General features: G+C 31.3%; 13 protein-coding genes and 1 other annotated feature. Of the genes, 4 read left to right on the forward strand and 9 right to left on the reverse strand.

The genetic code is table 11. From position 1 onward, the window contains the following. Window positions 1-475 precede the first annotated feature (475 nt). The 3 genes from ACWJKE_RS09530 to ymfI all read right to left on the reverse strand — a co-directional run bounded on the left by ACWJKE_RS09530 (window position 476) and on the right by ymfI (window position 2,002). Window positions 476-607 (reverse strand): hypothetical protein, encoded by a 132-nt coding sequence (locus tag ACWJKE_RS09530; RefSeq protein WP_258280570.1) that lies wholly within the window; start codon window positions 605-607, stop codon window positions 476-478. A 198-nt stretch (window positions 608-805) separates the two neighbouring features. Next, on the reverse strand, window positions 806-1,135 hold the full coding sequence (locus ACWJKE_RS09535) for a hypothetical protein (RefSeq protein WP_216302686.1): 330 nt from the start codon (window positions 1,133-1,135) through the stop codon (window positions 806-808). Between the two features lie 126 nt (window positions 1,136-1,261). Next, window positions 1,262-2,002 carry an elongation factor P 5-aminopentanone reductase gene (gene ymfI / locus ACWJKE_RS09540; protein WP_216302685.1) on the reverse strand — a complete coding sequence of 247 codons (741 nt, stop codon included), beginning with the start codon at window positions 2,000-2,002 and terminating at the stop codon, window positions 1,262-1,264. Between the two features lie 272 nt (window positions 2,003-2,274). Here ymfI and ACWJKE_RS09545 point away from each other — a divergent pair, with 272 nt between their 5' ends. The 3 genes from ACWJKE_RS09545 to ACWJKE_RS09555 all read left to right on the forward strand — a co-directional run bounded on the left by ACWJKE_RS09545 (window position 2,275) and on the right by ACWJKE_RS09555 (window position 5,734). Beyond that, the gene (locus tag ACWJKE_RS09545; protein ID WP_216302684.1) at window positions 2,275-3,006 is read left to right on the forward strand and encodes a YesL family protein; all 732 of its coding nucleotides are present in this window, start codon (window positions 2,275-2,277) and stop codon (window positions 3,004-3,006) included. Window positions 3,007-3,156: 150 nt separating this feature from the next. Continuing rightward, on the forward strand, window positions 3,157-5,148 hold the full coding sequence (gene tkt / locus ACWJKE_RS09550) for a transketolase (RefSeq protein ID WP_216302683.1): 1,992 nt from the start codon (window positions 3,157-3,159) through the stop codon (window positions 5,146-5,148). A gap of 415 nt (window positions 5,149-5,563) precedes the next feature. Continuing rightward, window positions 5,564-5,734, forward strand: a complete 171-nt coding sequence (locus tag ACWJKE_RS09555; RefSeq protein WP_165414303.1) for a DUF362 domain-containing protein — start codon at window positions 5,564-5,566, stop codon at window positions 5,732-5,734. Between the two features lie 348 nt (window positions 5,735-6,082). Here ACWJKE_RS09555 and asnS read toward each other — a convergent pair whose 3' ends face one another. The 4 genes from asnS to ACWJKE_RS09575 all read right to left on the reverse strand — a co-directional run bounded on the left by asnS (window position 6,083) and on the right by ACWJKE_RS09575 (window position 10,176). Continuing rightward, complete coding sequence (asnS, locus tag ACWJKE_RS09560; RefSeq protein ID WP_216302682.1) at window positions 6,083-7,474, reverse strand: asparagine--tRNA ligase; 1,392 nt, start codon at window positions 7,472-7,474, stop codon at window positions 6,083-6,085. 66 nt (window positions 7,475-7,540) lie between these two features. Further along, window positions 7,541-7,816 (reverse strand) — a binding site (T-box leader). Window positions 7,817-8,004: 188 nt separating this feature from the next. Then, window positions 8,005-8,238 (reverse strand): hypothetical protein, encoded by a 234-nt coding sequence (locus ACWJKE_RS09565; RefSeq protein WP_216302681.1) that lies wholly within the window; start codon window positions 8,236-8,238, stop codon window positions 8,005-8,007. A gap of 84 nt (window positions 8,239-8,322) precedes the next feature. Beyond that, window positions 8,323-9,186 (reverse strand): YitT family protein, encoded by an 864-nt coding sequence (locus tag ACWJKE_RS09570; protein WP_216302680.1) that lies wholly within the window; start codon window positions 9,184-9,186, stop codon window positions 8,323-8,325. A gap of 240 nt (window positions 9,187-9,426) precedes the next feature. Next, a complete protein-coding gene (locus tag ACWJKE_RS09575) occupies window positions 9,427-10,176 on the reverse strand; it encodes an MBL fold metallo-hydrolase (RefSeq protein WP_216302679.1) in 750 nt (249 codons plus the stop codon). A 204-nt stretch (window positions 10,177-10,380) separates the two neighbouring features. Here ACWJKE_RS09575 and ACWJKE_RS09580 point away from each other — a divergent pair, with 204 nt between their 5' ends. After that, complete coding sequence (locus ACWJKE_RS09580) at window positions 10,381-10,749, forward strand: VOC family protein (protein ID WP_216302678.1); 369 nt, start codon at window positions 10,381-10,383, stop codon at window positions 10,747-10,749. Window positions 10,750-10,809: 60 nt separating this feature from the next. Here the strand turns inward: ACWJKE_RS09580 and clpA are convergent, their stop codons facing one another. Both clpA and ACWJKE_RS09590 read right to left on the reverse strand, forming a co-directional pair. Beyond that, window positions 10,810-13,107: an ATP-dependent Clp protease ATP-binding subunit ClpA gene (clpA, locus tag ACWJKE_RS09585; protein ID WP_216302677.1), complete on the reverse strand. Its 2,298-nt coding sequence runs from the start codon at window positions 13,105-13,107 to the stop codon at window positions 10,810-10,812. 2 nt (window positions 13,108-13,109) lie between these two features. Beyond that, window positions 13,110-13,427, reverse strand: coding sequence for an ATP-dependent Clp protease adaptor ClpS (locus tag ACWJKE_RS09590; protein ID WP_216302676.1), 318 nt, complete (start codon window positions 13,425-13,427; stop codon window positions 13,110-13,112). Window positions 13,428-13,645 lie beyond the last annotated feature (218 nt).

Consider the following 13,645-nt stretch of genomic DNA (forward strand, 5'->3'; position numbering starts at 1 on the left):
TGTATTGCAAACTTACCCACAAGCATATGCCTTATATGTAGTTTCTGTTCGTCAGACCGGAGTTTGGCCGCCAACTTCCTTCAGATTCCATCTCACGATGGACACCCTTGTCTTAAGCTATGCACTTGGCACTATTAACCCGTGCTAGGGACTTTCACCCATTAGATTGCGCCCATGCCGGGCGCACAATATAAAAAGCTACAGGCATGCTGCAGCTTTAAACTTCAAAGTATAAACAAGCACAGATTTTCAAATACAAAAGTAACTCTAATTATTTAGAATCTTAAAACAATAACATATATATAAATTCTAACATAATAATAAGATAATGCAATAAATTATGTTAATAATCTTTTATTTGATTCTAATTTATAAAATTTGCAGATACGTTATTTAAATTATTTATAATTCTTCAATTTCCTATAAAATAAAAGTAGCAGAGCATATAGACAAAAGTTTATATGCTCTGCTCTTTTTATTTTCTGTCAGCAGACTGTTTTTTTGTTGTAGCATTTTGATTTTTTGCAGATTCTCTAGTTATAGGAGTATCATAATTACTTTTAGCTAATCTAGAAAATTTATTGTCAGGTTGGCTATCTTTAGGCATAAAAACATCTCCTTTATTTATATTGCTATTTATATGTTTCGCTATTTTCAAAAAAAATATTCTACCTAATTATAATTGTAGAACCCATTCTCATAAATTTATTTCTTATAGAATCTAGAAAACAAAAACCAATCTAAAATATAGACTGGTTTTTAAAAGATCATTTATATATTTGATTTATCTTAATTAGAATGTGCCTTATAGTATCTCTTCATAATCAACATCAACAATAACACTATCATCATAATTAATATCAATGGAATCTGAAGTATCTTTATCACTACTAAACATATCAGCTTTCGCAGCAAAATTTTTCTTTGTACTTAATTTGTAGATGAAATTTTTAGTACCCTTTATTAGTTTAAAACTATACCATACTAAAGCTCCAAAAACTAAAATTGCAAATAAGGCTTTAATAACAAAGATAGCTATATAAGGTAATGTTATTAATAAAACAATAAATGTACCAATTGATAAAACTGATTTAAATAACTTTGAAATTATATTTCTGCCCTTTGTATATTCCATGATAATCCTAGCCTTCTTTCATTTCATAAGATTTATTTATTAAATATTAATCTAATTATAACATATAATTAGAATCTAACATTAGAGATTGCTTAAGAAAGTATTAATAAATTATTAATAATATTATTATTGCATTCCTCCATCTATTGTTATCACCTGTCCAGTAATATATTTTGAATTTTCACTAGCTAAAAAGGTTACAAGCATGCCAACATCTCGCACTTCTCCAAATTTCATCATAGGTATTTCATTAGTTAAAGATTTGCGTTCGCCATCAGTTAGCCAACCATTCATTTCTGTATCTATAACCCCTGGAGCTATTGCATTAACCCTAATATTAGATGGTGCAAGTTCCTTAGCTAGTGCCTTTGTAAAAGAGTTAATCGCACCCTTAGATGCTGAGTAAATCACTTCACAAGAGGCCCCTACATTACCCCACATTGAAGATATATTTATTATGCTTCCACTTTTCTGTTTTATCATCTCTTTAACAGCACTGTGCGAACAATTAATTGTGCCTTTAAGATTTACATTTAAAATATTGTCCCATTCTTCTGGCATATCATCCATAAACAGCCCGACCTTTGAGATCCCTGCATTATTTATCAAAATATCTATTTTACCTAATTTTTCAACAGTAGTTTTTATCATACCCTTTGAAAATTCATAATCACTTACATCACCTTTAATTTTCAAGGCATAAGCTCCTAGCTCTCTAATTTCCTGCAAGGTTTTTTCAGCTGCTTCATCATTGCTTTTATAATTTATAACAACGCAAGCCCCAGCCTTAGCTAGCTCTATAGCAATACCTTTCCCAATTCCTCTAGATGCTCCTGTAACTATAGCTACTTTACCTTTTAAATTCATATATACCGCCCCTAACTTAAAATGTTTTCTTTTTTATTTATTATACCGCTAATTTACTAAATATTAAAACATCCCTTCATTTAATATCTTGTAAATAATTATCTATTCAATTATTCTTCTGTTCAGAATTCCAAAATTCAATCAACTTTTTTATGACTTCTACCTATTTAAATTTCACACAATTTATGTTACATTTTAGTTAGTTATAAAAAAATCCAAATTATTATACCTATTTACACAGTAGCATTTGATAAATGCAGTTGGAGGGAAAAATGGCTAATTTAAAAAGAAAATTTGGTGAAGGACCTATATATACGATAACTAATTATATATTTTGGTTTTTCTTGGGCAATCTGTACTTTCTACTTCTCAATATTCCACTACTTTTCATATTAATTGCACTCTTTTCTAATGGTTCAAATACAATTCCACAGGGGTTTATTTCTATTATCCTTATATGTTGTATCCCAATAGGCCCTGCCGCAACAGCTCTTCTTAGTGTTATGGGCAAACTTATCCGGGAAAAAGATATAAATATTACGAAAGATTTTTTTAAGGCTTATAAAGTTAACTTTTTCCAATCATTATTCTTTTGGTCTCTAGAAATAATTACACTATCTATACTATTTATTGACATCAAATTGGTTATTTCAAGTAGTTACCCAAAATTTTTAACTGTTTTTATTTTTATAGTTGTAGCTTTTATTTTTTCAATGAGTCTTTATGTGTTCCCAATAATCTCAAGATTTTATTTAAGTACAAAAGATATTTTTAAAACTGCTGCCTACTATACCATTCGTAAATTTCATATTACAATTTTGAATTTAGCTAGTTTTTTGGTTGTAATACTCATATTTTTTAAAGTTTCTACCTTTATATTAGTATTTATATCAAGTATCATCTGTTATTTAATAATGTTCTATCAGCAAAAAATACTATTGGAAATTGAGTATAATCTTAAAAAAAATACTGAGAAAATTCAGGAAGAAGGCCAAAATGGATAAAACCATTAAATAATACTTCAAATCAGATAAAAAACAATATATCCTTGCAATACAGAGAGTAATCTTTTATATTAAATATAGGACATATATCTATTATAAATAATTTGAAATATCATAATAATTAAGATATATAACAAGGAGGAATTTACATTGAGTAAAATTGAACAATTAACCGTAGATACTATAAGGATTTTATCAGCTGAGGCAATAGAAAAAGCAAAATCTGGACATCCAGGGCTTCCGCTCGGAGCGGCACCCATGGCATATACATTATGGGCGAAGCATATGAAGCATAATCCTTGCAATTCAAAATGGCAGGATAGAGATAGATTTGTATTGTCAGCTGGGCATGGATCAATGCTAGAATATTCTCTACTTCATCTTTTTGGATATGGTCTAACTATTGAAGATTTAAAGAATTTTAGACAATTGGGAAGTTTAACACCCGGTCATCCTGAGTATGGTCATACAAATGGTGTTGAAGTTACCACAGGACCACTCGGACAAGGTATTGCTAATGCGGTAGGTATGGCAATAGCCGAAAGCCATCTTGCAGCAAAATTTAATACTAAAGAATATACTATTGTGGATCATTATACCTATGCTATATGTGGTGACGGATGTAATATGGAAGGAATCTCTGGAGAAGCAGCATCCCTGGCAGGTACCTTAGGACTTGGAAAACTTATTTTAATGTATGACTCAAATAGTATAACTATAGAAGGAAATACAGATATCGCTTTTAGAGAAGACGTAAGTAAACGATTTGATGCCTATGGATGGCAGGTTTTATATGTAGAAGATGGCAATGATATGGACGCAATAAGTAGTGCCATTGAAACTGCAAAACTTGAGTTAAATAAACCTACATTTATTAAAATTAAAACTATTATTGGATTCGGTTGTGCTAAAAAACAAGGTACTGCCTCAGCACATGGGGAACCACTAGGAGAATCTAATATAACTGAAATGAAAAAATGCCTAGGCTGGAACCTCGATCCATTTACAGTTCCCGATGAAGTAACTAATCATATGGAAAATGTAAAGTCAGATCTTAGGGAAAAAGAAGAAACTTGGAACACACTTTATGCGCAGTATAGTGAAAAAAATCCTGAACTTGCTAAGGAATATGAAGCATGGCAAAGCGGAGAACTTTCTGTTGATTTACTTAAGATCCAAGATATGTGGAAGTTTGAAGGCACAGCAGCAACAAGAAACTCTTCTGGCGCAATAATAAATATATTAGCAAAACATGTACCAAACCTTATAGGTGGTTCAGCAGATCTTGCTCCTTCTAATAAAACCTATATGGAGGGCAAAGGTGATTTTTCTATGGAAGATAGAACTGGCACTAACCTTCATTTTGGAGTAAGAGAGCATGCAATGGCTGCTATTGCAAATGGAATATATGTTCATGGAGGTCTTAAACCCTTTGTTTCAACTTTCTTTGTATTTAGTGATTATATGAAGGGTGCAATGAGATTATCTTCCCTTATGAGTCTTCCAGTAATTTATGTTTTAACTCATGATAGTATAGCAGTTGGTGAAGATGGTCCAACTCATGAACCAATTGAACAGCTTGCAGCTTTGCGATCTCTACCAAACTTCAATGTCTTTAGACCAGCTGATTCAAGAGAAACAGCTGTTGGCTTTTATGCTGCAATGACTTCAAAAACAACTCCTACTGCATTAATACTAACAAGGCAGAATCTACCTTTGTATGAAGAAACCTCAATTGAAGCTTTAAAGGGTGCCTATGTCTTAAAAACCTATGAAGAAAAAGGTAGAAACCCTGATATAATTTTAATGGCTTCTGGTTCTGAAGTAGAATTTATTTATGAAGGAGCTAAGATATTAAATGACCGTGGTATCAAAGCTAGAGTAGTAAGTATGCCATCCTTAGATTTGTTTGATGCCCAATCAAAAGAGTACAGGGAATCTATATTACCATCAGACCTAAGATCCCGCTTGGCAGTTGAAGCCGCTTCTTCCTTTGGTTGGCATAAATATGTTGGAATAGACGGAGATGTAATCTCTATTGATAGATTTGGAGCTTCAGGTAAAGCCGACGATTTATTCAAAATATTCGGCTTTACAACAGAAAATGTTGTTAATAGAGCAATTAAATTGCTCCGTAAGTAATTTAATTAAGTTATAATTTTATTCTGAATAATTTTTTAAATCTTACACATAATATTATTAATAGTTATTAACTCACAGCTAGATAGATGAGCTCATCATTAATATAGATACAGCTAAAAGTTACTAACTACCATATGTATTAAATAAACTGTTTTAAATTTAGTTTTTAGCTGTAACTATTATTTAATGCAGTTTATTTAATATTGTATTTTAAAAGCATTTATAAATTATTAATATAAATATTTATTTAATTTAACATATAAAAATAAGCAAAATAATTATGCCATATAGAATTACTAATACCCCCATTAATTATTACATATGTTCCACCATCTTCTATTTCTAAAAAACTCTTTATTTATTAGCCCAATTATGATATTATGTAGTAAATTAGTTAAAAAGGAGGTTGATTATTATGTCATATAAAATTACTGATGCATGTGTAAGCTGTGGAGCTTGCGAACCTGAATGCCCAGTTAACGCTATAAGCCAAGGAGATTCACTATTTGTTATCGATGCTGATACTTGTATCGATTGTGGAGCTTGTGCAGGTGTTTGTCCTACAGGCGCTCCAGTTGAGGCTTAATTAGAACATAGATCTTATGATTAAGATACAAGCTACTGACTTTTGTCAGTAGCTTGTATCTTTTTATTCTGTTATATTATGAAACCCTTCCCCAGGGTTAGCATGTGCTATCAGATTTCTAAATTAAAAGCAGCTCCTATTCTACACATAGGGAGCTGCTTTTAATATTGTAATTTACTATTAAATCATCTCCTGCGGAGCCGCGACAGCTTCGCAGAAGATGCATTGATGACTTCAGAAGGAGATTTATACTCCCACTAAAGTTTTCTATTTGCTAGGGCAAATAACGCCTACTTATAGTAGGTACTCCCACTTATACAAATGGGAGACTTTCCTTCTGAAATGTCGTTAAAATTCAGCAGACCCAGTTGTTCTTGGGAATGGAATAACGTCTCTGATGTTGCTCATACCTGTAATATACATAATAGCTCTTTCAAATCCTAGTCCAAATCCAGCATGCTTAGTTCCGCCGTATTTCCTTAACTCTAAATACCACCAGTAATCTTCTTTATTAAGACCACATTCTTCCATTCTAGCTTCTAAAATATCTTGTCTTTCTTCTCTTTGGCTTCCACCGATAATTTCTCCTATTCCCGGTACAAGTAAGTCCATTGCTGCAACTGTCTTATTATCGTCATTTATTCTCATATAAAAAGATTTTATTTCCTTTGGATAATCCGTTACAAATAATGGTTTTTTAAACACTTCTTCTGTTAAATATCTTTCATGCTCAGTTTGAAGATCACAGCCCCAAGTTACCGGGTACTGGAATTCATTTCCTGATTTTTGTAGAATATCCACAGCCTCAGTATATGTTATCTGTCCAAACTCTGCGTTTACAACACCATTTAATCTTTCAATTAAACCTTTATCTACAAAACTATTGAAAAACTCCATCTCTTCTGGAGCGTTTTCCATAACATATTTTATTATATATTTCATCATGTCTTCTGCGAGTTTCATATCATCTTTTAAATCCGCAAATGCTATTTCAGGCTCTATCATCCAGAACTCAGCTGCATGTCTTCCTGTATTAGAATTTTCTGCTCTAAATGTTGGCCCAAAAGTATAAACATTTCTAAACGCTAAAGCAAAAGCCTCTGCTGCTAACTGTCCACTTACAGTTAAGCTAGTTTCTTTACCAAAAAAGTCTTGCGCGTAATCAACTTTTTTATCTTCGCCTAGCGGAATATTGCTAAAATCAAGGGTAGATATTCTAAACATTTCACCCGCACCTTCGCAATCACTACCAGTTATTATTGGTGTATGGGTATATACAAATCCTCTCTTTTGAAAAAACTCATGTATAGCAAAAGCAGTTAATGAACGCACCCTGAACACTGCTGAGAAAGCATTACTTCTTGGCCTTAAGTGTGCAATAGTTCTTAAATACTCAAAAGAATGTCTTTTCTTTTGCAATGGATAATCGGTATTTGACATCCCTTCTAAAACTATTTTAGTAGCTTTAATCTCAAATGGTTGCTTAGCTTCTGGCGTTACAACAAGTTTCCCTTCTATAGTCAAAGATGAACTTATAGGTAATTTAGCTATTTCAGCAAAATTTTCTAAGCCTTCCTCAAAAACTACCTGAATATTTTTGAAGAAGCTTCCATCATTAACTTCTATAAACCCGAACGCTTTAGAAGATCTTAAAGTTCTTATCCATCCAGAGATAGATACTACTTGATCTTCATATTTTTCTTTTTCTCTATAAATTTGTTTTACTAACAATTTTTCCATAAAATTGCCCTCCTTATAATTTTATATTTACCTTAATAATAAAAAAAGCCTTCCATCCCTTAATAATAAAGGGACGAAAGGCTATAATTTCGCTATGCCACCCAGTTTTGTCATATAATATGACCAATCTAATCAGTACAGAATTATATATTCGTTGATACGAGTTATACAATTGATACTGCCCAACAGTTAACGGATTGGAGCCGTCTAAGCCTACTACCTTAAAGATTTCGGTTAGAAACTCTGAGATGTTCTTCGATATAAACTTCGTATTGGTCTTTCACCATCACCAACTCGCTATTACTACCCTTTTATATCTACTCTTCTCTTCACAGTCTTTATATTTAAATATTAGTATATGTATCAATTATTTTTATATTCAATTAAAATTATAATATTTTTAATAATAAATGTCAAATATTTTTATAATAAAAATAGATGCCTAAAATGATTTTTCAATCATTTTAGGCATCCCTTAAGTTTTTCTCTTAATTATATATATTATAATTCTTTTAAACAAGCATATCTATTTAATCAAATTCTTCATCTTCATTTTCATCTTCAACTATCTCACCAATAACTTCATCTCTCTTTGCCGTTTCTCCAGTAACCTTATTTTCAAGAACAATGTTACATTTCACACATCCATCTTCTTCATTAATGAAAGTTTTTGCTACAACATCATCTTTTTCTAAAGATACACCCTGCGTAAGTTTCTCTGGGTGGTCAAATATAATAGGTTTACTATTTAATCTATCATCCATGTATAATCACTTCCTTTCTAAATTTAGTCTTTACATGAAGACTTCAAAATATACTTTGAAAATGTTGCCTATTATACTTGTATTTTATTTTGTAAATCCTTCTCCCGATACTTCTCTTACATCTGCAACAGTAATAAATGCGTTGGCATCAATTAATTTAACCATTTTTTGAAGAGGTACTATTTCATTTTTACCAACTACTATATATAGCACCTGTTTGGGTCCATTTGTATACATTCCAGTAGCATTTATTCCTGTTACACCTCTCTTTAAATCCTTCATTAATATTTCCGCTATTTCCTTAGAACTATTTGAAATAATAAATACCGCTTTAGAATAATTTATTCCTTCAAGTATACCATCTATAACCTTACTAACTATATAAGTAGATATTAGTGCATACATAGCTTTTTGAACACCAAATACAAAAGCACCTGTTAGTATTATAATCGAATCAATAGCTAATATAATTTTAGCTATTGGCATATTTTTTAAATAAACCTTTATGATGTTTGCAGCTAAATCGGTTCCTCCAGTACTAGCGGATGCTCTTAATACAAACCCTAAGCCTATACCAACAAATACTCCACCAAATATACTAACCAACAAAATATCGACCTGTGGCATCGGTATAAAGCTTGTATAAAACAACGCGAAAGATAGATATGCCGCAGCAAACATGGATTTACCCACAAATTTTTTCCCCTTAAGTTTTCTAGCAATGATAAGCAATGGTATATTTATCACAATATTAGTAAACCATAGAGGCACTCCTATTCCGTAATGCTTTTCTGCAATATATTGAATAACAATGGCAATACCTGCTACTCCACCTGTTACTAATTTAAATTTTGCCAAAAACATATTTATGCCTGCTGCGAGTATTGTAGTCCCGATAATAATGTAAATATAATTTAAAACGTTCTCATTTTTAGTTTCTGTTCTCATTTAATCTATCCTACTTTCTACTTACTGCTCTATAATAATAAAGTTATCACAATTATAAAATTATGTAAATAGAAATTATAGTTTTTAATTATTTTATAAGTTTTGCATCATAAATCCACCTAAATATAAAAAGCATCACATGTAATATTAATTTAGGGGGACTAAAAAATACTGCATGTGATGCTTTTTTATTTGGTTATTTAAATTATAGACATAAATGACTATTTCTATCCATATATATTAAAAATATTTTTTGTATATTATCTCTTGCCTAGGATGATTTATTTCAACTGCTTTTATGTTAATTTTTCTCATTATACTAGCAAATTCTTTAGTAATAGCTACTTCATCTCCGAAATGCATAGGTATAAGTAGTTTAGGCCTAATTTCTTTTGCAAAATATTCTCCGCCTATATAATAAAACTCTTGAAGTCTTGGATCTACAGGAAAAAAAGCTATGTCGATAGATTTTTCTTCTTTTAATTTCTCTATGTGAGTTTTAAATGAAGCCTCTGCTTCAGATCGCTCCTCTGAACTGTCCTCTTTCCAGTGCCACCAATTAAGATCTCCAGCATGAAAAATAGTTACCCCATCAACTTTTACTAAAAAAGATATTCCAATATCAGTTGAACCATAAGCTTTTACATAAACGTCTTTAAATAATTTTTCTTCACCTTCCTTTATAAATCTATAATTCGATTTATTTTTATCTATTTTTATATCATTACTAAGTATGTATTGTATATCACTATTATAATTTTCCCAATCCAAAATACAAGAATTAAAATGATCCTCGTGACTATGTGATGAAAACACATAAACATTTTTCATGTCTTTAATATTTTCAGATGATAACAATGCTGTCTGCTTATGGGCTTTATCATTTATTACAGGTTCTTTATAGTAATCAAATATTAAAAAATGATTTTTAGTTTTAATGGCAAACCCACTATGGTATATATAGTATATTTTTGTTTCTATTTCTCTCATATATTTTCACTCCTTCATAATTTTGTGATAGTAAACTCATATCATACATTCTATGCAAATATAAATATATTCCAAACCAGATATTTTTATTTTTAAACTCCTATGAATAAAATTTAAGTAAGCATATAATGATTCTATGGCATATGTGATATATTAATCAGTGTAGCGTGTGCTACACGATATATGAAAAGGTGGTTATATTAAATGAAGTTTTCTTTCGATCATAATAATATAAATGTATTGGATTTAGAAAAAAGCGTGGAATTTTATAAAAATGCTTTAGGATTTATAGAAACTAGGCGATTTCATCCATCAGATGGTAGTTTTACTCTTGTATTTTTAGGTGATGAAACAACTAATCATAAGTTAGAACTTACTTGTCTTAAGGACAGAACGCAATCATACAATTTAGGTGAAAATGAATTCCACCTTGCTGTAGTTACAGACGATTTTGATGAAGCCTACTCATACCATAAAAAAATGGGTTGTATTTGCTATGAAAATAAATCTATGGGAATATATTTCATTATAGATCCAGATGGTTACTGGACAGAGGTTATTCCTAGAAAATAGAAATAATAATATAAATTTAAATAGAAAGATGTTGCTATTTTTATTAGCAACATCTTTTTTTTAATTTCCTTTAATAATTGTAAGTTTACCATCCACAATATCAACTATTGCACTACCGCCTGTGCAAAGGTCTCCAAACAGCACTTCATCTACAAAATAAGCCTTTATTTCTTTTTGGACCACTCTATTGATTTCTCTCGCGCCATAATCCTCGGAAAAACCCTTTTTACTTAACCAATCATATAAATTATCTGTAACCTTTAATTTTATATTTTTAGTTAAAAGTTTTTCTTCAAACTGTTTCATTGCCTTCTTAGCTATTTGAAGAGCCATAGCTTCATCAATTTTATTAAATACAATTATGTTATCCAATCTATTCCTAAATTCGGGTGAGAATACTCGCTCCACTTCTTTAGTAATTACTTGCCCAGACTCCATTTTGTCTCCAAACCCAATTATATGTTTGCCAGCCTCTCTCGCTCCTGCATTAGAAGTCATTATTAAAATCACATTTCTGAAATCCGCCTTTTTACCAGTATTATCTGTTAATGTTGCATAGTCCATAACCTGCAATAACACATTAAATATATCAGGGTGGGCTTTTTCAATCTCATCTAGAAGTAGCACGCAATAAGGAGTTCTTTTAATAGCCTCAATTAACATTCCACCCTCTTCATAACCTACATATCCCGGTGGTGCACCGATAAGCCTTGCAACAGTATGTTTTTCCTGGTATTCACTCATATCAAATCTAATAAGTGGAATAGCTAAGCTACTCGACAATTGTTTACTTATTTCTGTTTTCCCAACCCCTGTAGGTCCAACAAAGAGGAGCGACGCTATTGGCTTATCTTCTTCATTAAAACCTGCCCTAGATCGCTTTATAGATCTTACTAAAGTGTCTATAGCGTCTCTTTGCCCAAAAACTTGTTTCTTTAAATTAATATCTAGATTTTTCAGTATATCTATTTCATTATTTGATACACTTTGCTCTGGAATTTTTGCAATAGAAGCTACTATTTTTTCCACTGCACCCACCGTAATAAGAATAGTCTCTTCATTGTCTTCAGCATAAAGCCTTGCATAAGCACCTGCTTCATCCATAATATCTATAGCCTTATCTGGAAGAAATCTGTCCTTAATGTACTTGCTAGATAATTCTACTGCTATTTTTAAAGCTTCATCTTTGTATGTAACATTATGGTAAGTTTCGTATTTATCTTTTAACCCCATAAGAATATCGAAAGTATCCTCAACTGAAGGCTCTGGCACCTCGATTTTTTGAAATCTTCTAGCCAGTGCACTGTCTTTTTCAAAATGTTTCTTATATTCATCATAAGTAGTTGATCCAATAAATCTTACCTTACCATCTGCAAGAAAGGGTTTTAAAATATTAGAAGCATCCATAGATCCTCCAGAAACTGCACCTGCTCCAACTATAGTATGGATTTCATCTATATACACTATAGGTTTTTCTTCCTTACTAATTTCGCTTAACACTTTTTTAATACGTTCTTCAAAATCTCCTCTGTACTTTGTACCTGCGAGAAGAGCACCCATATCCAAATAATATATTTTACTCCCTTGCAATAACTTTGGCACTTTATTTTCTACAATTAATTGTGCAAGACCTTCAGTAATAGCAGTCTTCCCTACTCCAGGTTCCCCTACATGCACCGGATTATTTTTAAGCCTCCTGCATAATACCTGTAAGGTTCTTAGCAGAATATCTTGTCTCCCTATAAGAGGATCCATCTCTCCTTTGCCTGCTTGTTCTGTTAACTCTACAGTAAAGTTACTTAAAAAATTTTCCTTATCATTGGGATTTTCAATTTCCTCTTCATAGGTGTATTCTATATCTTCTTCATTGTCAGTAAATCTCACCGGCTCTTCTATCTCATTATCTGTTGTAGAATCAAAATCAAAAGTATCTACCACAGAGATACCATGAGCTATATAATTAAGAAGATCTCTTCTCTTCATTTGCTGTTTCCGCAAAAAATAAGAAGCAAAGCTTTCATCATCATCATACATGGCCACAATCACATCGCCTATCTTAACTATCTCTTTACCCGAAAGCATAACATGATCTGCAGCCGTTGATAGAATGGTTTGAATTCCAATTGTTTGGATCGGCTCTACATCTTCTACGATTTCTATATTTTCCTTTAAAAATTTTGTTATTTGTTTTTTAAGTCTTTTAACATTCCCGCCACTATTCTCTACTATTTCAATTCCCTCTTCAAAAAATAAAGAAGCGTAAAGAATATGTTCTGGTGTAAAGTATTCATGATTTGACATTTGAGCTTCATTAAAAGCCGCAGTAATAATCTCATTTACTATATTATCTAATTGCATAATTACTCCTCTTCTAAGGTTAGTTTCAGTGGAAATCCACTTTCTTCACACATATCCATAGCTTGATCAATTTTTGTTATACCTACGTCATAGCTGTATATCCCTGCAACGCCACTACCTTTTTTATGGACTTCAAACATGGTTTTTGTGGCTTCCACAACCTGTTTTTTAAAAACCCCAACTAAAACCTGCACAACAAACTCCATACTTGTATAATCATCATTGTGGATTATCACCATGTACTTACTAGGCTTCTTAATCTTCATTTCTATTTTTTCTTTAATGATAATTTCCTCATCGAAGGTCCTTTTTTCTGACATAATTAACAACCCCACTGTTTTTATTAAAATTTATGTTTAATAATCTAAAAAAATAACTATTCACATTCTAGTCTATTTTATTTTCTATACCTTGCTCCAAGACTATTATATCCTACTTGTTTATATATTACTGCATTTACCTATATTATTTCAACTATTCTATACTTTTATATTTCATATCTAGCATTTAAAATATACTGATGTTTGAATGAACCATT

Source organism: Clostridium sp. CM036 (genome assembly GCF_055081135.1).

What these genes read in the sequence shown, in the direction of transcription:
- ACWJKE_RS09530 (WP_258280570.1), bottom strand. Translation starts at nt 607, where the DNA reads ATGCCTAAAGATAGCCAACCTGACAATAAATTTTCTAGATTAGCTAAA.
- ACWJKE_RS09535 (WP_216302686.1), bottom strand. Translation starts at nt 1,135, where the DNA reads ATGGAATATACAAAGGGCAGAAATATAATTTCAAAGTTATTTAAATCA.
- ymfI (WP_216302685.1), bottom strand. Translation starts at nt 2,002, where the DNA reads ATGAATTTAAAAGGTAAAGTAGCTATAGTTACAGGAGCATCTAGAGGA.
- ACWJKE_RS09545 (WP_216302684.1), top strand. Translation starts at nt 2,275, where the DNA reads ATGGCTAATTTAAAAAGAAAATTTGGTGAAGGACCTATATATACGATA.
- ACWJKE_RS09555 (WP_165414303.1), top strand. Translation starts at nt 5,564, where the DNA reads ATGTCATATAAAATTACTGATGCATGTGTAAGCTGTGGAGCTTGCGAA.
- asnS (WP_216302682.1), bottom strand. Translation starts at nt 7,474, where the DNA reads ATGGAAAAATTGTTAGTAAAACAAATTTATAGAGAAAAAGAAAAATAT.
- ACWJKE_RS09565 (WP_216302681.1), bottom strand. Translation starts at nt 8,238, where the DNA reads ATGGATGATAGATTAAATAGTAAACCTATTATATTTGACCACCCAGAG.
- ACWJKE_RS09570 (WP_216302680.1), bottom strand. Translation starts at nt 9,186, where the DNA reads ATGAGAACAGAAACTAAAAATGAGAACGTTTTAAATTATATTTACATT.
- ACWJKE_RS09575 (WP_216302679.1), bottom strand. Translation starts at nt 10,176, where the DNA reads ATGAGAGAAATAGAAACAAAAATATACTATATATACCATAGTGGGTTT.
- ACWJKE_RS09580 (WP_216302678.1), top strand. Translation starts at nt 10,381, where the DNA reads ATGAAGTTTTCTTTCGATCATAATAATATAAATGTATTGGATTTAGAA.
- clpA (WP_216302677.1), bottom strand. Translation starts at nt 13,107, where the DNA reads ATGCAATTAGATAATATAGTAAATGAGATTATTACTGCGGCTTTTAAT.
- ACWJKE_RS09590 (WP_216302676.1), bottom strand. Translation starts at nt 13,427, where the DNA reads ATGTCAGAAAAAAGGACCTTCGATGAGGAAATTATCATTAAAGAAAAA.